The sequence below is a fragment of the Ruegeria sp. BG5 genome, assembly GCF_056538425.1.
Map to the genome: position 1 here is coordinate 1,044,771 of NZ_JBQFTC010000001.1, position 21,478 is coordinate 1,066,248.

At 63.6% G+C, this 21,478-nt stretch carries 6 protein-coding genes; all 6 read right to left on the minus strand.

Annotated features, from left to right (window positions below; translation table 11 throughout):
• Nucleotides 1-59: 59 nt before the first annotated feature.
• Genes ACR0KX_RS04810 through ACR0KX_RS04835 form a run of 6 tightly spaced genes read right to left on the minus strand, consistent with a single transcriptional unit; the run spans nt 60 to nt 21,427 of the window.
• Nucleotides 60-3,521: a hypothetical protein gene (locus tag ACR0KX_RS04810; RefSeq protein ID WP_170621466.1), complete on the minus strand. Its 3,462-nt coding sequence runs from the start codon at nt 3,519-3,521 to the stop codon at nt 60-62.
• Complete coding sequence (locus ACR0KX_RS04815; protein ID WP_170621468.1) at nt 3,521-7,363, minus strand: hypothetical protein; 3,843 nt, start codon at nt 7,361-7,363, stop codon at nt 3,521-3,523. Before ACR0KX_RS04815 ends, ACR0KX_RS04810 begins: the two co-directional genes overlap by 1 nt.
• 3 nt (nt 7,364-7,366) lie before the next feature.
• A complete protein-coding gene (locus ACR0KX_RS04820) occupies nt 7,367-8,413 on the minus strand; it encodes a hypothetical protein (protein ID WP_170517500.1) in 1,047 nt (348 codons plus the stop codon).
• On the minus strand, nt 8,410-10,512 hold the full coding sequence (locus tag ACR0KX_RS04825) for a hypothetical protein (RefSeq protein WP_170621471.1): 2,103 nt from the start codon (nt 10,510-10,512) through the stop codon (nt 8,410-8,412). Before ACR0KX_RS04825 ends, ACR0KX_RS04820 begins: the two co-directional genes overlap by 4 nt.
• 2 nt (nt 10,513-10,514) lie before the next feature.
• Complete coding sequence (locus ACR0KX_RS04830) at nt 10,515-20,285, minus strand: DUF6603 domain-containing protein (RefSeq protein ID WP_480707965.1); 9,771 nt, start codon at nt 20,283-20,285, stop codon at nt 10,515-10,517.
• On the minus strand, nt 20,282-21,427 hold the full coding sequence (locus tag ACR0KX_RS04835; protein ID WP_170451768.1) for a hypothetical protein: 1,146 nt from the start codon (nt 21,425-21,427) through the stop codon (nt 20,282-20,284). Before ACR0KX_RS04835 ends, ACR0KX_RS04830 begins: the two co-directional genes overlap by 4 nt.
• Nucleotides 21,428-21,478 lie beyond the last annotated feature (51 nt).

Consider the following 21,478-nt stretch of genomic DNA (forward strand, 5'->3'; position numbering starts at 1 on the left):
CCGGCTTGCGTGTCACCGTTCATCCTCTGTCGGATCGCATGAGCCCAGACGGCTGAACCTCAGGGGCTTGGGTCGAACCGATTGAAGGCGCGGGCGGCCAGATAGGCCGAACGGCGCATCACCTGATCCAGCGTCACAGTGGTTTCCCCCGAGCGGGGCGAAATCTCTGCAACGTCAAAGGGCCGATTTGCAGGATCAAGTACGGCGATAAGGGCAACCCTGTCCTGTGCTGCCTCGCCAGCGGCGCGCGTTAGATCGACCGTGTCGAAATGGGCTATACCGGTTTTGCGGCTGAACAGTGGGTCTTCGGGGTTCGCCCTGCGCAGGAAGCGAAGGTGAAGACCGGGATCTGGTATCGCAAAATCGCGCTGGGCGTTCGTTCCGGTCACGCCCGCAGAAATTGCGTTGCGTAGATTGTCGCTGACCTCGATGTCGTCAAGCCCAAGGCCGCGCGCGAAACTCAGGTAGAACAAGTTTATCTGAATATCTGCTGCGGGTAAGGGGGTTACGTGCCGATGATGGACCTGCACAAAAGCGCTGAAGCCATTTGATGCGGTTGCCAGGTTAAGGCTGCGCGCGGCTGCGAAATTGACTTCGTTTGCGTTCAGAAGCACCTCGATCGGCGGGGTGTCGACGAACAGAATATCCGGGCTGTTGTGCGTGACCAGTGGGCGGTTGCTGGGATTGGACGGGTCCGTTCGCGGGGCCCAGGCCGGGTCTGGCAGATCGCCGCGCCCGGTGTCGAACTCAAAGGTCCGGATATAGCTGCGCCCGACCGAGTGCGGGGTGTCTGACACGTCGCGCTCCCAAACGCCCAAAGACACAAGCGCGGCGCGCAGATACCGCCGGTCGCCGGACCGGAACAGAGACAGGTCTTCGACCAGCGTCTGGGGCAAGCCGTCCATGATAGGCCGCCAGGTCCAGCTCGGATGCGCCCCGGACTGGTCGATCTGTCCTTCGAAAACACCAACCCGCGTGCCGACCCAGACCACATCCGGGTTGTCTGGGTCCACAAGCACCGCATGGGCCGAGGCAGGGGTGCCGCTGGTGCCGGTTGCCACGTCCGGCTCGGTTAAATGCAGCCCGGTTGGATACCATCGCCCGTCGCCGTTATACCACCACAGCGTATCGAAGTTCGGATCCGTGATCAGTTCGCCATCCCCGTCGCGGCGCGTCCGACCCGAGGTTGTGACATACAGCGTTGTATCTGTGTGTCTTGCGATGGCAGTCCATGAGGTTCCGGAAAAGTAGGGAAGGTAGTCCAGAAACGGATCAGGCTCATCGCCTTCGGCCTTTTTGTTGCTGGGCCGGTTGCCGCTGATGATGGCGGCCCTGCGTCCGGTCCAGCTGGGGTTGTTTCCCTCGAACGTGAATATCCGAACCGTGCGTTCGCACAGCACCGCGATGCTGGTGCCTTCAAAATCGGGCGGTTCGCCCTCGACCAGTGCATCCAATGCGACGACCTTGTCGCTTAGGGTTTCAAAACGGAGCTGGTCGCGAAAGACGCGGTTCCGCGAATCCCGACCTGGCTCGGTGGTGCTGCGGGCCGAATGGGGATCGGTGGCAGATGGAAGTGTCACCCAACTCATCCAATCCGTACTCAGGCGATGCCCGTACCAGTCGTTGGTCATCCATATCCGGTCGGTCCCTATGAACACCCGTGCTGTGTCGTCTGTTTCCCCCGGCAGGACCAGCGGGTTGGAGTAGAAACTGGCCCGGCCGTTTTCTGCCTTTTCGGAATCCCATTTTCGATTCCATGCATGCCGGACAGCGGGTCCGCGTGGCTGGCGGGCGGGGATGAAATCCCAGTCTGCGTTGAAGGTCTGCTTGACCACCATATGCGGTCGCGTTGGGTGATAGGCGCATCCACCCCCGTCGCTGCCATAAATCTGGTCCCAGAAACTGCCGCCAATGCGTTCGATAAACCCATTGTCTTGCAAACCCGCAATCAGGTGGCCGTCAAGCGTTGGGTGGGATTGTACGTAGCCCGGTTCCAACGTCGGCAGACCGACATTGCGCGACGTCCCCGAGCCGCCCGCCGTGAGTGGCCGGGTAAAGACACCGCCATCGCACGAGACCCAAAGCGTGTTATTCGCCGGACGCAGGGCGTGAACATCTGCGTGGATACCGCGGCCGGCAAAGGTCGGGTCGGTATCGGCTGTCGTCTGGTTGGCGGCGGTGAACCCGGCGGACAGATCGTTTGCCGCAGCGGTGCCCGTGATTGGCAGACGGAAAATCAGCGCGTTGCTGTTCATTCCCTGACCGCCGATGAAGACGACATCGTCGCCCGAACCATTGTCCACAACCGTGATGCACTGGTCATAATGTGATTGGTCACTTTCGATCACATAATCGGTCCCGTCCTGAGTGACCGAGGACGTATAGACACCCACGGGCCAGTCATCGATCGACACCGCTGCGACGGGCGTTCCGGACACTCCGGCAGGGGTGTGTGACAGATCGATCAGCCACCCCTGGCCAAGGCCTCTCTTGTCCGCCACGTTGGATTCTTTCAGCCCGGCAACGTAAATTCGCCTTGCTTCATTAGGGGAGGCCGCAAGGCTAAGGCGTGTGCCGGTATCATGGTCCGGCAGCGCGATGCGTTGGAACGTGCCGGTCGGCCCTCCGGTCGAAAGCCAGATGCCATCCAGATCCTCGTCCGCCCCCATCAGCGCGACAAACAGGCCCTGATCGGTCCAAAGCAGATCGGTACAGGCCCCATCGTCATCTTCGGTGAACTCACCATCCGTGAAGTCGACAAATGTCCAGCTTTGGTCTTCGACAAAACGGCCTTGGCGCATGAACAGACCACGGGACGTTGCGACCAGAAGGGTCGCCTCATTTGCCGGGTCAGGGGCGAGAGGGGTTCCGGGGTCACGGGCCAGACGGTAGATTCCTGCGCCGATTAGTTCTTCACCACCTTCGCGCTGCCACGGGTTGACCCCGACCAGCGAAATCGCCTGCTCGACCGTTCCATTCAGGCGAAGTACCCCGATCCCTGCATGTTTGCCCCCGGGACCGAGTGAGAAATATGGTTTAAGCTCGCCGGTTCCCACATAGACCGCGTCCAAGGCGGGGTCGTCGGCACCTCCGCCGTCTTCTCCCCACTCGACCAGCAATGCGCCGACGGTCAGCACAAGATCGTCCCGGCTTGTGGCCGCGGCCAGGGCCCAACTGCCCAGCGGTGCCCAGCTTTCCCCGGCATCGTCGGTGTACCAGACACCGCCATTGGCCGCCCCGGCATAGGCACGCTGGCCGTTTGGATGCACCTGAATATCGCGAATGCGCCCTGCAACCACTGGGTCGCCGTCCGCCTGACCGTTGCGCAGAATGAAGGGGCCCAGCGGCATCCATTGGCGTTCTTCGTCAAAGGCCCCTTCGATTACTTCGCCCAAGGCCGCGAGATTACCCAGATCCCCTCCGATAGCCGTTCCATTGGCGCGCGCTGCGTTGGCTTCGGCCCGACCAGCGAGGGTTTCGGGCGGTTTCCGCAGATCGCGTGGCCAGTCATAGCGTGCCATCAGGTGCCTCCTTCCTCGCTGTCGTCGCTGGCCCCGATCCGTATCCAGCCTTCTTCAACCGAAACCGGGCCGTCCGGCAGGATGGCAGCCTGCGTTGCCGCCAGAATAGGATCGTCGCGCCAGGTGATCGGGCTGTTGCGGCGGGTCCACCGCTGGTCTTTGCCAAAGGCCGCGATCTTCGGCAGGCGCACCTTGTCGGGATCGATCAGAACCGGACCGATCCGCGCTGACGGGGCAATCTTTTCAAGCCCCGGAGCCACCCAATCACGCAGCAATTCCAATGACTTTCTCGGCAAAATCCCGGATGTCGCATGCACCCGCGCGGCGGGGTTCATCAGCAAAGTCAACTGCACTTTCTGCCCCGAATGGGTGAAGATACGCCCGCCGGGTTCGATGTAGGGTGAGGTCAGCGGCGACGGTTCCGCCAACGTGGCCGAGCCCAGAATGGCGCGGAACCCAAACCCCAACCCGGCAGCCGGTGCAGCCTTGCTGACGGACTTTTCGATCAGGCGGAAGCGGCGGAAATCGTCGCCGACGAAATAGCCGTAAAGCCCGTCATAGCCCTTGGCAACTTCACCCAGCGCGATCTCGAAGGCGCGCGCTTTGACCGCTTCGAATACGCCCTCGGCGTCAAGCAGTTGGGACAATCCTTCGGCTGTTTCGCCAAAGGCATCAATCTGCGAAAGGTCGGTTGGGATATCCAGCCACAGCGTTGCTCGCACCACGGCGACCGGGCGTCCGACCAGCCCCGCAATTGTGGCTCCGGCCTGTACCTGCGCCTCGTCCACGCCCCACATTGTTGTATCAACAGCGCGCAGGAAGGCTGACAGCGCGCTTTCGTCTTCTGCGGTCTCAGGATCCTGCGTGCGCAGCGCGTCCGCGTCGATCATCCCGCGCGCGATCCGGCCCAGCACCTGCGCCGCCGGGGGCAGGCCTACTTCGGGGTCGTTAACAGCCGGTCCGGGACGGCCAACCGCGCCTTCCCAGACCAGACCACCGGCGACCGGGTCCTGCAGAACCTCGCCCAGCGGGTTGCCTTGCGCATCGAACATCTCAAGCGACTCGTCGATGAAATCCGGCAGGATATATCCCGCGATGGGGCTGATGCCCTGCGACGGGTTCGCCTGGTTCAGACGGGCTTCGGCGGGTTCCTCCGATGTGTCTGCCGGATCGACAAAGCGGAACATCAGCCTACCGGGCAGCGATAGGCGTGGCGGCAATTCAAGGGCCGGGCGATCTTCGGAATCCGTGCTGGACAGTGCATGCGGGCGCACCAACCGCTGTGTGTTGAGGTCGCGGAACCGCCCGAAACAATCGACGATCCGCGCCCGGACAAGGCTCAGGCGGCCACTTGCGATCAGACGGGGAAGCCCGACCGCCCGAATGTTATCGGCGACTGCTTCGGGCACGTCACGCTCTTGCCCGTCGGGCTGGGGTTCGAGGCCCAGCCACAGGTCACCGACCTGATCCAGCGTGACCGACCCCAGATCCGCAAGGTCCAGATAGGTCTTGAGTTGCGCAAGGCGCGCCTCATGCGCCTCGGAGATCTCGCCAACCTCATCCTCGTCGCGCTGGTTTTCGGCGTCCAGATAGTCGGCAATCAGGCTCGTCCACGCATCGTGCAGACCATCGGTAATGGGCGAACGGCCGAGGATGTTAAGGGATTGCCCGCCAACGTCCGATGCCCCTTCGAATTCAATCCGGCCCAGTTTCCAGCCGTCAAAATCCTGGCCGGTTTCCAGACGCGCCTCCCATTCCAGCCAGACCGGCACCCAGGGTTGGGACCACATGGTTATTCCGACCGGGCTGGGCTCGCGCCCCTCGGCAAGCGAGAACCTGAGCAACTCGTCGCTCAGCGTCGCTCGTGCCATCGGTGTGGTACTCGCGGCCAGTGGCGGCGTGCCGTCATAGCTGCCGTCGGGTGAGAACCGCAGCGCCATTTCCGCGCGCACGCGGGTTTGCACCGCCGGGGCCTCTGCCGGTTCCGAGGTTTGCTCGATGGCTTGCAGCATCCAGGCCAGCATGTAGATGTCGAACAGGAAGCTGTGTTCCAATATCCGGCGGGTCTGGCCCGGCAAGTTGGACAGGTTGGGCAGCGCGGGTACATAATCGCGCGCTTCAAAGCGGCGACCGAAGGCGATTGGCAACTCACGCGCCCAATGGCAGCGCAAACGTCTGTCTTCGGTGAAACGCCAGTCGTCAAACCGGTTCGAGCGTCCAAAGTCGCGCAACCCAACGACCGGAGGCACCGCGCGATGATAGCGGGGCGCTGGGCGGCGAATGCGCCGGACGGTCGGGCCTTCGTCGTCGGGCTGGGTGCGGAACCGTTTGTCGGTTTCCAGCTTTGCCGTGCGGCGCAACTCGTTCAGATCGGCCTTTTTGGACCCGGATTTGGTGCCAAGCCACATTACGTCGGCCTTTGGCGGCGGCTTTGAGGCAAGCGTGGCGATCTTTGTGCGAACGGGCCGCCCGGCCTTGATGTCGGTCTGCCGCCGCTCGACAATCACGTCCTCATAGACTTCGCGGCCACGGAAGGATTCGAACCCGTCGCCATGTTCGGCTTCGTCCAGCGCGATGATGCCGTCTTGTTCGCCCAAGCGGCGAATGGCCCCATTTGCGACGGCGGTCAGCAGGCTTTCGGTGTATTCCCGTTCCTCGCCGTCGGTCAGGCCGAAGCTGTCGGCCACTTGCGCGGCGATCAATCGTTCAAGAGTAGGCCCAAGCGCAATTCCAATGGCAGGCGGGCGGGGGGCCAAATCGCGCCCGACCGGCCCGGTGATCCGAACCCCCATGACCCGTCCATGCAGAACGGTATCGTAGTGCATGGTCACCAGCGACATTGCCACCGCGTCGAAGACAAGCGGTTCGTACCCGCTGGCCAATGCGGCCTGCGCGCTGGACAGCGACAATGCAGTGCGCGTATCGGTGACCCGCAGGCCACGGGCCGAGACGGCCTCGACCGGTGTGTCGAAACTGTCGGTCACCGTAGAGGAGGATGCGCGGAACTGGGTCTGCGCAAAGCCCGCCAAACCGGATTGAACCGGTTGTGAGATTGCACCTTCATACGGGGCCGGGGACGCGGTCCAGCCAAGCTCGTCCAGCGTGCGCGAGACGGCAAAGGGCCAGAAGCTTTTCGCCAGCGGGTCCGACGCCCGTTCGGACCACCAGCCAATGATCACGTATGAGGCAAGGCGCGTAATGATCTGGTTCGGGTTCAAATCCGTCAGCGGGTCGTGAAACCCGAACCGGTTGCGTGTCGAGTCATACCCCGCCGTCCAGCTTGGCGAGCCGCCCACGACCCCGTCCAACTCGCCGGGTTCCAACTGATCGCCGTCGCCTGCGCTGTCGCCATCGGGGTAATCTTCCAGATCGTAGACCCGGCCTGTTTCTGATGCCACAACCCAGGCGCGCAGATCAACGGTGCGTGTGTTTTCGGGGCCGGTCATCCGCACCACCAGCCAACGGTTCGGCAGTGGACGCAGGGAAAGCGGGCTATCCTCGTCGTCCTCAAGATCACCGCGCAACAACCCATCGGGCAGCGCCCAGTGAATGTGTATGCCGGGGTCCCGGGGTTGCGGATCCGAGAAGGGCGGGGCGGGTTCATCCGTATCGCTGGCCGGTCCGCCAAGCTCCATCGGAAGCCTTACATAGTCTTCGTCATGATTGACCGGCACGTAAAGCGCGCGGACATCCACCGGAACGATCAGCGCGGGTGGCGGCGGTGGCGGCGTTGCGAACCGGTCGAGGCGGGAAACCGCCGTGTCGCCCAGTTCAACGGCCATCGACCAGCCCGGACGGGCGAGGATGGCTTGCATCAGCTGCGGATCAATCGGGTTGGCCATGGCTCAGCTCTCGTCCAGGCGGTGGCGAAGGATTTCGGCGTAATCGGGCGTGACGGCCAGGTTCGGCGTAAAGGCCGCATCCTGAATGACAACGGTCGTGGTGGTCTGCGCAAAGACCTGACGGTAGGGAAAGCGGATCATCTGCATCGCAAACTCGGCCCCGTCGATTTCCGTGCCGGGATTGGGGTCTGTCATACCGGTGCCCTCGGCATCGGCAAAGGCGCGGGCGGTGTTCGACAGATCAAGCACCCCGGCGGACCCGGGGCGAAAGCGGACTGGGATTTGGGCTGCCAGTGCCGACAGGGCGGTGGGGTCGTCGTCATCCGGTTCAACTGCAACGCCATCATCATCCACATATCCGGCGGTCCGCACGTCACGTGCGGGCACAAAGGCCCGCCAACGCCCGCCGGATTGTTCATCCAGCCGGACGCCAAACTGAAGGCCCTGCCGGGGTTCTTCGATATGGATGACATTGGGAATGCCGTCGAACAGCGCCAACAGCACCGACGGGGCCAGCCGTTCGAGCCGCAGCAGCTTGATCCGGTCTGGATGCGACTCCGGCACGATGTCTTCATCGTTGTCCACCGGTTCCGCGTCATAGGCGCGGATGTGCATCCCCGGCCAGCCCGCCACGGCGGCCGAGCGCATCAGGAACCCGGTCACGATCCCGGCGGATCCGGTCAGGTTCGGCTCGGACCCGGGTGAGCGGACACGGCGTTCCGCCTCGTCTATTTCTTCCTCGATCTGCGGATACAGCCGTTCCAATTGCGCACGTTCCAGCGAATTCGCGGTACCGACGCTCAGCGCGCCCTGCACCAGCGCGTCCGTCCAGGCCCTGTCGAGATAGAAGAACCGTATCGATTCGACCGGCAGAAGATCGGAATCCGGCACCAGAGTGTTAAAGGGCACGCCTTCCAGCATGCGCAGCCGCGCCAGAAAGGTCAGTACACTGTCCGTCGCCACGGTTTCTCCATCAGGGGCCGCAAGGAACAGGTCGAGGTTCAGGGCCGCGTGCAGTTGTTCATACCCAAGCTTGTCTGACAGCTTCATCTGCGGGTCCTTTCGATACGGTCGGCAAGAAAATCGCCAAGATTGTCAAAGTCCTGCACTTGATCCAGGTCACCTGCTTCAAGCGCGTCGGGACCAACGGCAAACTGTGCAAGCTGCCGTACGCCGGAATCCAGCGTATCGACAAGCCGCGCCGCGATCTCCGCATCCGGCTGAACGGTGGCCCCTGCAACCGTTGGCGATTGCTCCATAAGTTGGGCCAGCGCGCCCTCGTCATCGGGTTGCCGTAGCAAGGCACCGACGACGGCCCGGTCCAGTTGCAGACCTTCGGCCAAAATGCGGGTGGGGTCGTCGTCCAACTCGGGGACAGGGTTGCCGATATCAACGCGCGGGCGCAGGGCGGCGACGCTGGTTTCGGGGTTGATGCTGACGGTTTGGATCAGGCTGGCCTCAAGCTCTCGGGCAAAGCGGGCTTTCAGCAGCGTGTCGAAGACGTTTGGATTTGGCACCGCGACCGCTGCAAGCCCCAGCTGGTCATTGATCGCGAAATCGATCCCGGCTTTGGCCCGTGCCGCACCAAACCGTTCCGCCCGCCATCGTTTGAGCGCGGCGATGAACGACGGCTGCGACAGGGCCAGAAGACGCCCCGTTTCAAAGGCCACGGCAAGCGAGACATCCTCTTCACCCCCCGGAGTCATCGTTCGCAGGTGGTCGCTGACATGTGCCAGTGTTCGACCCGAGGTGCCGGGCAAATCGCGTTGCAACCGAACGGGTGAGAACGGCCCCCGGTACCACGCGCTTTCACCATCGCCGACGCGGGTTCGGTACGGCAGTGACAGGTGGCCGCTTTCCGCCACATCCAGCGGCAGGCGGGATGCCGGGGCGGGGCCAGAGCTGTCGCCGCCTGTGTCCGGCGTACAATCGGCCAACGGGCGGGCGAACCCGCTGCCGGTGCGGCGACCCAGCAACCCCACATCGAGATTTTTCATCAACTGTTCGAAACTGCCCGCACCGCTGCAGGTGAACCGCCACGAAGTCAAAACTGGAAAGCGCAAGATCTGGTCCTGAAACACCTTGTCGACGGGAATCGAAAACCCGTCAAACACGCCTTGCAGTTTGAAGGTTGTGCTTTGGTTGGAGGACAGGGTTGCGAAGTCTCCGTCCAGTAACGCAGCGCCAGAGATCGGCCCAAGATTGGCCAGGCCACCATTGGTTGTCCCCGCCCGGTCGATCATGGCTCCGTCATGAAACACCACCTCACCTCGACGGATGGCTTCGGCCATCGCGTTGCGGTCCGTGGTGTCGAGATCCCTGATTTCACCATCGATCTGAGGCGTGATTGCCGCCCCGGTCTCGATGGCGTTGTTGACCACGGCAAGTTCGTCGCTGAACACCAGATCGGAGATATCGAAAAACGGTCTGGGCGGCAGCGGGGCGGGCAGGGCACCCAGTTGCCCCTCAAGGTTCACAAGACAGGCGGTATAGGCCTTGGGTCGGCAATTCACCCGATCGAACTGCGGTATCCTGTTGGCAATGACCACCGCAAGGAAGCCGTCATCATCGCCCATTGCGGCCTCGGTATCGTCTATATTCACCTCTCGGACATGGGTCAGCAGCGGCAGATCTTCGACGGTTGGGAACACGCGCCTGACCACGGATGCGGCAACCGAAAGCCGGGTGGCGGTCGGTACATCCTTGTCACCGGGCAGATCGACCCCTTCGGTCACGCAGTCCTGCCATGGAATGTCATGCTCGATCTGGCCTTCGCCCTCGGCGATGATGACAAGGGCGAGCCATGGCGTGCGCTCAGTCACCTCCTGATCGCCGAACATGGTGCCATCCTGTGCCGCCTTTCGATCCCACGGCAGGGTTTTCTTTTTCAGAACGATCTGCGGCAGGCGGGATTCATAGGCTCCTTCGGAATTCGCAGGCGGAAACGTCATAAGCGCCTGATCCGGCGGCAGTTTCAGCCGTGGCGCGGTGACGTTGATATGGGTCTCCAACGGGCGCACCCCGAGGTTCGAGGCCGCATCGCCGTCTTCCGTCGCCGCAATATCCAGATCGCCGCGCAGCCGGTACCGTCCCGCTTCAAGGGCGGGAACGATGCTGTCGTAGAGGAAGAAACGACCACGTGCGACCATTGCTAGAACTCCTGGTATTCGTCCTGCCGCGGCGTGACATCTGCCGGGGGACTCCATTTGAACGTAAGCCGCGCACCCTTGCCGCGCAGCAGACCGACCGAAAGCGATACGCTTTCGTTCAGCAGTCGGGTAACAAGACGATCTGGCTGCAACTGCGCCGCGATGACCCCATCCAGACGACCGGGGACCAGCCCGGCGACCCGAACCGCAAAGCCTGCGTCGTCCTGCGGTTTCAGCGCGTACACGACCAGGGTTTTGCCATCGAACGGGGCGAGGATAGGCTTGTCGTCCAGCACCTCGGCCCCGCGCACGGAAATTGCGAGGGATTCCAGATCTTCTGCGACCACTTCACCTTCCAGCAACAGGGCGACAGATGTGGCGGGCCAGTCAAAGCGGGTTTCGACAAGGGCAGACTGATCGGTCAGGTGCGATGCCCGGAACCAGCCGGTGCCACCAGCCCGTCCGCCGCGCACGCGGCTTGCGCCTTCGGCAAAGAGGAAGCCGCCCCGGCACAGGGCCAGCGACCGCCCGAAATAGGCAACCGACTCGGATTCGGTCCACCCGGCGAATTCCGGGGTGGCGGCCCCGTCATCACCTGCCACGACGGCATAGGCGGCTGTTCCCTTGGGCAGCTTGACCCGCCGCGCGTCACCGGCGCTGTCCGACAGGACGCGTCCGTCCAGACCGATGGCGACAATACGGGCAGGACCGTTCAGCGCGACCACACCGCTTGTTTTAAACCGGGGCGAGCGGGCCGCACCCGGCAGATCAAAGACAGCGATTTCCCCGGGGGCCAGCCCTGTGGGCTTTATTTTGTCCGTACGCGCGCCCCGAGGCGGTTTGGCCCCGGCCATCAGGGCGGTGGCCGCCAACCGGTCCCGGGTCGGGCCGGATGCGCGTGTCGCGCTGGAGGACGCCTGAACGCCAGCCGCCAGCGTCAGGGGAACGCGTTGCTCGGCAACAACCGTGCGTCCGACCCGCGCATCGGCTGAGGCGGCCCGCAACAAGAGGGCCGGAGCCCGATCGACCCGTGCGGCCAGAACCTCATCCAGCACAGGCGGGCGGACACGTTTCGCACGGCGCGCCCGGTCGGCCGGAACGCGGGTGACACGTGCTGCCAGTGCGCCACCAGCCTCGCCCAGTGACACGTTGGGCAGCGCCAACTGCCCGCGCAGCCGGGGCGTGCCAAAGCGGATGGGGCGGCGTTCGGGCGGCGTCCGCAGCACTTCGCGTTTGGCACCGGGTGCCGCGTCACTGACGATGCGTTCAGTCAGCAGACCAACCCGCATCGGTGTCCGGCGGCTGCGGTCAAAGGCACGGGCACCGGTTGCGCCGACGCGAAGGCGTTGATCCTGCTGGAACTCCGCTGACAACTGCGCCATCTGAAGGTCGTTGATTGAACTCAGCAAAGTGCGATGTTCGGTGGCCAGTATCGCCACCGCGACGAAGAACTGCCCCACATCGCGCAATGGCAGAGGTTTGCGCAGATCGGATTCGACCTGATTGAACGCCACACCGCCGGTTGAGGCATCCGGGCGGCGGTTGAAGAACTCGGGCACAAAACGCAGGTCCACGCCTTCGGTCGCGCCGATCACCTTGCCTTTTGGCACTTTCTTGTCATCCAACCCCTGTGGCGGCCCCCAGACGCCGACCGGGAATGCACCGGTGTTGCGGGTGGTCATCTTGATCTTGTCCAGATCATCCAGCCGCTCGTCATTCGGGCGGTCAAGGCGGCGCAGTTGCAGCGACAAAGTGATCTCGGAAACGATCAGGTTGACCGGGGCCACCCCCAGCGTGGACGTGGGATCACGCTCGATCGGAGCGCGCCCCGGCCGGATGATCCGGGTCAGCGGAATGGTACTGGTCAGCGACAACTCAAACTCGCTCATGACGTCGAACGGATTGGCCTCGGACCCGTCGGCGGTACCGGGCGGCTCGCCGTCATTGCTGGCGGGCGGCAGCGCACCGCGCCCGGCGATGCCGGACAGCGCCTCGGCCAAATTGCCGCTTGCCAGCTCCAGATACTTGGCCGAGAAATCCACCCACGAGATGTACTGGATCGGCGGATCGCCCTGTTTGCCGAATTTGACCGTGACGTCGATGGGCCCGATCTTGATCCGTGCCTTGCCGTGGAACTCTGGCCCGGCGACCTGAATTTCAGCGCTGAGCGTGAAGGACAGTTTGATCGTTCCGAACCACGTCTTGATCCGGATACCCGCCGAAATCCGTGCGTAAGCGTCGGCCTCGTAGCGGAAGGGATCGAAATATACGATGGCGTTGCCGCCCCAGCCCAGAGACGCGAACACCGGCCCGAATTTGGCGGACGCTTCGAACAATCCGCCGCCCATGATCGCCTCGGAGGTCAGAGCAAAGTAGTTCTCGGCCTTGATGACGATGTTCGAGGAAACCGACCAGTTATATCCAAGCCGGGGAACAACCGGATAGCCTTCGGCGTCGAAATTCGGGTGATACCCGCCCAGCGTCAGGACAAACTGCCCCCGGTTCGGCCCCTTGAACCAACTGACATAGGCAAAGCCGCCGGTCAGGCGCGCGCTGGGGTGCAGCAGCCAGGAATTGTCGGTCAGCTGCGCCTGAATCCAGATAACACCCTCTTCGGTCGAGAACCGCGCCAGCAGGCCGAGCTCGATAGAAACAAGCGCGAATTGCGGTCTGGGAAGGGCCATCCGGGCCAGGCCAAAGATCGACAACTCGAACCCGTTACCGAATTCGACGGCCACAACGGCGATCCCGTCGACCAGCGCAAATGAGGTAAAGCTGATCCCCGCAGCGAACCAGAACTTGCCGCGAATGGCGGGGAAGGTGTTGCGCACTTCCTCAAGGTAGGCAATGACGTCCGTGGGCAGGTCTGCCGCAGGGTCAAGTGCCTGAATCAGAACGAAATCACCAAAATCGCCCAGATCCGTGGGTGGCACCAGATCGCGGTTGATGCCAAAGCCGCCGCCGATCCCGGTCAGGAAGAAAGCTGGGGCTCCGCCGATTGGACCAAGGAAAGACCCGACCGCGAAGAAGGCGGTATAGCGCCCCTGATCGTCCGAGGTGGAGGCGTAGCCGCCATAGATCGACAGGCCGTAAACCGCGAACCGCGCGGCGATCATGCCGACATATTCGATATCCGGCGTTTCACCGAATTTGCGCAATCCACCGGCAAGGCTGATCCCGGACAGATCGGCTGAGATACCCAGCCCGGCCAGATCGACGCCCCAGGATGCGCTGTCCAGCAGGCCACCCCGATCCGTTCTGTAAATCAGTTCCAGATCATCAACACTGGCCGCCAGCCCCGCAATCGTGACCGAACCATCAAACAGCAGCGAAATGGATTGCAGCCCGTCGGTTTCATCCGATTGCGCACCCAGACCGATCTGATCGACATAAAGCGGGCCAAAGCCCTTGCGAATCGGCAGCCACCAAGGCCCCGATCCTTCGCCTGCGCGGAACCCGAAACGGAAACCGCCACCGGACAAGGTTTGGACCGACAGCGCCGGGCTGAACGCAGGGGCAAGGGCGGCGTCGCCGTCATTGGTTTCGCTCAGCAGGCCAGAGGCCACCGCATTGTCGCCGGACCCGCCGCCGACGGCCGCCCCAACTTCGGCAAGTTCGACCTGAGCACCGCCCAGAACCTCGCCAGTCTCGACGCGTGCAAAGGCGTGTATCGCAATTGATCCCAGCGCGATGGGGGATTTCACAAGCGGAGCGTTGCTGCGCCCGATCCTGATCCCGATCCCGTTTACGGCCAGCGTCGGGGCGAAATCCAGCCCGCCACTTGTGCTGAGCAATCCGATCTGAAGGCCGGGATCCACATCCCCGTTGATCCAGCGGCTGTCATTCTCCAGCCAGATCGCAATGTCTCCGCCGACGATCTCGAACCTGTTGGCGATGGCCAGCGACAGGCCGATGGAGTTTCCGACGCGGGCGATGCCGATATCCACCTCGCCACCGACGCGCACGCTTGGCCCGGCATCGGCGATGTTTTCGATCAGGGTCAGCAGCCGGTCCAGCTTGGTCAGCAGAAGCGCCTCGATGTCTTCGCCGTCACCCGGCAGAACGCGGAAGAAGTCCGCGTCCAACGCACCGCCGGGCGTCAGGATAACACCGCCCAAAATGCCCCGCACATCGCTTGATCCGACAGGCAGATCGAGCAGGGCGTCGACCTCTTCAAGGCCAAGGACAAACCCACCCACAAGTTCCACCGCCAGATGCATCAGCGCGGCGGCGATTTCGGCCGGGGTGTCCGCGCCGACGCCCAGTCGGAATTGTTGCGTCTGGAAGTCGTAGGTCAGACGCAGCACCTGATTTGCAGCCGGATCGAAGGACAGGCCCGTGCTGATCTCGGGGGTCGCGACGCTGCTGCCGACGTCCATTTCAACAATCGGGCGCAGGACAAATCCATCGGCGACCGGAATTGCGGCGGGGCCTATGGTGGTATTCAGACGGGCCAGACCGCCAGCATCGACGCGGACAAGCACGTCGATGTCTTCTACGAAAGGAATGGCCGTCAGGTCGGCGGCAAACTCGACCGCCAAAGGTGCCGTGAACAGTTCCACCGATACCGATGAACCGGGTGTGCCTGCATTGGCGACGGTCACGCGCAGCCCGCTTGCCGTGCCAGCAACCGAAACCCCGGCTGGCAGAACCGGACCCAGTTGGGCCAACCCGCTGGACAAAAGCGTCGGCCATCGGGCGGCCAGACTGCCTTGCGGATCAGCGGCCCAGTCAGCCAGCTCACCCGCGTCAAAGCTGCCCGCGACGCGCAGCGCAAGGGCGTCGCCAATATCGGCCACCACATCCCCGACATCGGTGCCGGTATCCACAATGGCGTCCAGCGCCTGCGGCAATGCCGCGACCAGGGCCGTTGTCAACAGGCTGGTCAGGTCGGGTGGGCCGGGATAAATTTCGATGTCGGCACCGGTATCGGGACGCAGCAACAAGCGCACGACGTCGCCAGAGACCGTCAGGTGGACCGCGCGTGTACCGGGGGTTCCGCCCGGCAAACCGGCAAAGAACGAAACCTCTGGCCGCGTCTGCCCGCCTGAGGTTGGAAAGCGCAGACCGAAGGCTCCGCCAAAGGCAATGTCGCCGTCGGGAAGGAATGCGCTGGGATCGATCTGGAATTCCAGCACCAGGCCGCCGGCGTCTCGTGCAACCAGATCGACGCCCTGCGACAGGGTCCAGATGCCGGATCCGCCGCCCACGCCAATCAATGGCCGCAGCGCATCCATGACGGCAATTACCCGCGCGGCGCGTACTCCACCGCCCGGGCCGCCCAGCACATCCGCCTGGCTTAGCCAAACGCCGGGATTGGTGAACAGGATCGGAGGCACCCGAACCGGCTCGGTGTTCAGGCCAAAGGCTGCAAGCCCTGCATCGACAATGGGCGTCACGGCGGGATCGAAACTGCGCAAGCCTTCCAGCAGTCGGGAAAGCGCAAGTGCGGACAGGATCGGGGGCACGGCCCGCAGATGGGACACGAAATTCGGATCGGGCCACAACGGCATAGACGCGGGAATGTCAGGTAGCCCATCGGGCAGGGTGATCTGCGCCGAGAAGGGCGCGAAGCCCACCTGTAGGCCAAGGCCATCGGGAACCCCGAACTCCAGCGCGCCTGACAGAAGGCCGGACGCGCCAACGCTGGCCTCAAGCGACCACTGACCAAAGATCAGGTCATCGGCGCTGCCGCTGAGCGAGACGTTTAGTCGGTTCTGAGCGCTGTCGAATGAAATTCCGCTGCCGTTGCCCGCCACGAAGGACTGCACCAGCGCCAACAGGTCCGTGCCGAGGCCGGGATCACCCAACGCGACCTGAAGCTGTGCGGTTGGGTCGTCGATCCAATGCGACAGGGACAGCGGGTCAAAGGCATCGTCTGCGCCTAGAATGCCGGTCGCTCGTAGCAGGTCGAGCAATTCGGACATGCCTGCCGCAGGTGCGATTGAGGCTTCGGCAACGATTTCAGCCAGCAACTCGCGTATGCCGGGGGCTGTCGGGGCCGCGCTGGCGAGGCCCGGATCGCTGAGACTGTCGGGGGTGATCGCCAGCCGGGCATGGCTTTCGCCCAGTATCCGAACACCGTGGAAGATAAGTTCTATGCCATCCGTTTCCGGCTCGGATGTGCCGCCCGTACCGACGCAGGCCGATACTTCGATGGACCGAAGCGCGAGGGGGGCAGCGGCATCGTCGCTGTCCGGACCGCCGATCAACCAGCCATCTCCTCGGGTGATCCGGCCTGAAACTACAACCTTGCTGGCAAGACGGGCGGTGATTTGCGGTACCGAGAGACCATTGCGGTCAAGACCGGTCGATAACAGCTCGGCCATGGCCCGGCCTTCGAAGCCAATGGTGCCGTTTGCCGGGGCTTCACCGACGGGCAGGTAGACGCCAAGCCCTGCCGCCTCGATACGTTTGGCGCTGGATCGTGCGGCACGGCCCACGGCGTAGGCGCTGAGCCCGGCCGCCGTGACGGCCGTCATCGCGCGCTGGATCACATCGCGCTGGATCACGCCATGCAAAAGATGGATTTCAAGGCCCGCACGCACCGCGCCGGTCCAACCGGCGGGCGGCGCAAGTTCGGACAGGGGGCGGCCATTGCGCCGTTGACCGATTAACTGCCTGCCCAGTGCCAGATCAGGATCGTCAGGCTCTGCCGGATCGATGGGGGGCAACAGCTCGTCCAATCGGCTCAGCGCCTCGGACGCTTCGGACGAAAGGGGATCGATACTCGCCCCCGCAAGACCGGCAATCAGCAATCGGTCCGGCCCAGCCGCCATACCATTCAGCGCAAGCCACGCCGCGTGACCCGCCGCCCGGTCCGCCAAGACGGCGGCATCGGCAATATTCGATGCCGGTGCCAGAGCATGTGCAAGACGCGCGGCTTGCCCGGCTGCCCCGCCTTCCGGTGTGTCCGGGCGCGGAGCCAGCAATATCGTCCAGGTGCCGCTGGCATCCGCCGGAACCTGCGGAAAGGCCGTTGGTTCGCGGTCGCTGATGCGCAGATCGATGCGCCGAGCAGCCGTTGTATCCGCAGGCGGCGGGGCATTCTCGGACAGCGTTCTGACGACGAAGAGAACGGGCGGTGCGGCACCCAGATAAGGCTCGGCATCGGCAAGCGAGATCAGGCTGTCCGCATCCGCGTTTTCAATGATGTGCAGAACCGTCCCGGTGGGGGCGCTGGCCGGGGGCCGCACCATGCCATCACCTAGGGTCCATTCGGTCGTCAGGGCGTCCAGCCCGACCTGAAATTCTGCAGTGCCCAACCCGTTCAGCGCGGCGGGCAATTCACTTTGCAAGGCCAAAGCCAGCGCGCCTGCCTCAAGCCCTGTGTTACCCGGACGCCATCTGCGCAGGGGCAGTGAATCAAACCGATCCGGCGCAGGTTCCGAGCGTTCGGGCATCCGCCATGCGGCCAGGCCGGGGCCGTTTTCAATTCCGGGCAACTCGATGCGCCACGGATCCCCAAGCGTTCCGGCACCGGACACGCGCCCGCTGGGTGTTTCCAATGTGGCGGCAAAAACCTCCAATCTGGGGGCGATGCGCGAAATCGGGTCGGACAGCAACTTGCCCAACCAGCCCCGCAGCGCGTCAGCGGGTTCCGAGACAAGGGCGGCAAGTCGCAGGCGGTTGGGATCGGGCTCGCCGAACACCCGCCGCTCGCGACGCCAGCCGAGGCAGTCGACAATAGCCAGCAGGAAGGCGTTTCCGCTGCGCTCTGCCAGCAGGCCAAGCAGCCGTTCGATGCCATCCCATTGCCCGGGCGTGATCAGATCGACGTGGATGTCGCTGGTCAGATCGGGCAGGTCCAGCGGGATCTCGATTCCCTCGACTGAAATCGTGGGGTTGGGTGCGTCAAACCTGAACGAAAGCCCCGGCTGAGCGGCCCATGACGCCACAAATCCAAGGTGATCGACCTGAGCCGACAGCCCGCCAGCCCCGGTTTGCATCCGGCCACCACCGCGCGGACGCCCGGTCGCGGCAATATCGACAGACGGCACAAAGGCCGTCGCGCCCGAGGACAGGTTGATCGACACCAAAGCCAGACGCCCGCGCATCTCGAGCACGGTGCAGCGGTCGCCCAGATCGTCCACTCGCGTCATCCAGCCCAGACCAAGCGCCAGCGCACCGGTATCGGTTCGCCAGATCGCCACATGGATGCCGGGCCGGATCGACAGCCGCCATGGATCGACCTCGGTGCCCGTGCCGGTGACGTCGGCCGCTCCGGTCAACAGCGTCCGCAGGCTTTGCAGCACCGCTGTGACGTCGCTTGTGTGGTCTTCCAGGATTGTCAGCCAATGGTCGCGCAGGCGGGCGATTGGATCGCCCAGGAAGGTGATCGGATCCAGCGTCGGGAACCCGGCCCCTGCACCGGTGGGGGCCCGCCAGCCCAATGCAACGCCGATGAGTTCCGCGCCGGGGCCGAGATTGGACAACAGCTCGGTCAGGATGTCGGTCACGGCCTGTGCTGCCGCCGCCGCCAAAGCATCCGGGTTGGTCAGATCCAAGCGGGGGTGCGTGGTTTGGGAAATCACGGCGTTTTCGACCGCAACCACAACATCGGGACGCCGGTCTTCGTTCAGCGTCAGGCCAAGGATCAGGCGTTCAATCGATACGTCGGGCATGGCCAGACCCGACAGATCGAAGCGCAGCGATGCTTCAAGCGCAGGTACAGCAATTGCATCTGCAGTGCCCAGATCCAATTGCAGGATATCGGCGGTAAAACGCGCCTCGGCGGTGCCGCTGGTCAAGCCGAAGCCCAGAGAAACAGTGACCTTGTGCCGCGCCGTGGCACCGGGCTCGGCGATGAAGCCGATGCGAACGGTTCCGCCGCCCAGCGGCAGGTCGATGCCGGTTTGGTCCGCCGCGGCCCCGGACCCCAGAATATCGGCCAATGCCTCAAGCCAGCGGGCGCGCGATGGTGCATTGCCCAGGACGTCAGCGATCCAGTCCGCGACGGCGTCCAGACCCCGGTCCAGCAAGTCCGAGGCGGGAAAGGCCGGGATCTCGGGCGCGCCGCCAAGGCCCAGTGCCGTTGCAAGGGCGCGAACCTCGTCCCCGCCGCCGCCTCGCAGTTGCGCTTCGAGAAGCGACAGGATCAGTTCTGTGGCCGTATCCTGCAACGCGTCGGGATCGGTAAGCGACAGAACCAGATCCCGCGGGGCCTGTTCGCCGGGCAATTGCAGACCGCCCAGGGACAGGGCCACATCCGGCGCGCCATCACCCGCCGCTGTTGGCAAGGCGATCCGAACGCCAACTCGTGCCAGCCCGGCCTCGCCCGGTTGTGGTGGCGGCCCGACAGTAATCTCGGACGACAGCGCAATATGGCCGCCTTCCTGACCGGCCAGAAACGCGTCGGCAGGGGCAGGGCCGTTGGTTTTGGCCGCGCGAAACAGCGGGAACATCAGCGATGACGTGCTGTCCGCCAGCGCGCCGCTTGTGATCATGCGGATGCCCAGAAACAGGTTGACCTGACCCGCTGGCTGGTCATCGAAGACCACGAAAAACGCTACATCCAAACCGGCCTGAACCTGTTCCGAGAACAGTTCGATCCATTGCCGCCCATCTGCGTCCGTCTCAATCTCGCCTTCGCGAACCGTCGCGACAAAGTCCAGCAGCGCGGCGCGCTGGTCATCATCGGCAAGGATGCTGGCCAGATAATCCTCGGGCCCCGTGATCCAATCGGCGTTGAACTCACCTTCGGCGTTCGACAGACCCAACGCCTGAAGCAGAGAGGACAGTTCGCCAAAATCACCGGGTGAGAACGCGTTCACGGCTTGTCCCTCCGATAACGGAATGCGGCTTGCGATTGCACAACCAAGGCACCATCCCGAACTGCCAAACCTTGCGCGATAAGCCGGTCATTAAAGACGTCTCGACCCGACGCGCCCGCGATGTTGTCAGCGACCTCCAGCAGGGCCTTGTAGGCAAAAGCGATCAACGCCTCGCCCCAGATTTCGGCGATCAGGGGATCGCCCAAAGGGCGGTCGGGGGCCGCCGCAATCAACCCCGTCACGCGCTTTTCGCTGCCCACGGCGAAGGGCACGACCATCTTGGCGCTGCCCGCATCGGTTTCGACAGGCACCGTGACCCGCACAATGCCATCGTCCAATTCGGTTTCGACGTTGTCGGGGTAGACCAACAACTCATTTGTGCCGTCATCCCAGATCACAGGCTCCGCAGCCGTATCGGGGTCAGGTTCAGATGTCGGATCGGCAAAGTTTTGTGCCGCAGCCAGCCGAACCAGATTTCCCAGCGCAGGCGCGGCCAGTGGCAGCGTGGCTCCGGGGCGGCCGACCTTTAATGGCCGATTTGGCAGCAGGTTGGGCGAGGTGTCGCGGATATTGGCCAGCGCGCCGTCAATTACGGAACTTAGTCCCTGCCCACGGGTTTCTGGCCGGTAAAGCTCGGCCTCGACGAACTTGTCCAGAACGCCGACATCGATCTTCAGGTCTCCGGTGGGAATATCAACCTTTCCGCCGCCGGGTGGACGGATATCGTCTATGTCGAGGATGAAATCGCCGATGGTACGGCCATCCCCCAGATCGATCTGGGCGATCTGATCGGTCGCATTCCTCAGGCGATCACGGTCCAGATCGGACAGCACGGTATCCCCCAGTGCGCGCCCGATGGCCCGTTGCAAGCGCGCTGACTGAACGGCGCTTACATCGCTTTGCTTTTCTTCATCGGTGTCATTGTCCACATCATCACGCGACAGGATCAGATCGCCCAGATTTCGACCGCCCAGTTCCACGCGTTCCAGATCTTGCAGCGCGGTGGTGACACGTTTGCGGATCTGGTCCGGAACCGACCGTTCGGTGACAAGCCGTTCGATACGGCGGCGCAGCCCGCCCGGGCGGCCATTGTCATTGTCGTCGTCGAACGGGTCCCTGCCGGACCCCCTTGGCGGTCTCATGGGCGTACCTTCAAGGCGCACCGATCACGCGCGTAAGAGCGATGCACCGCA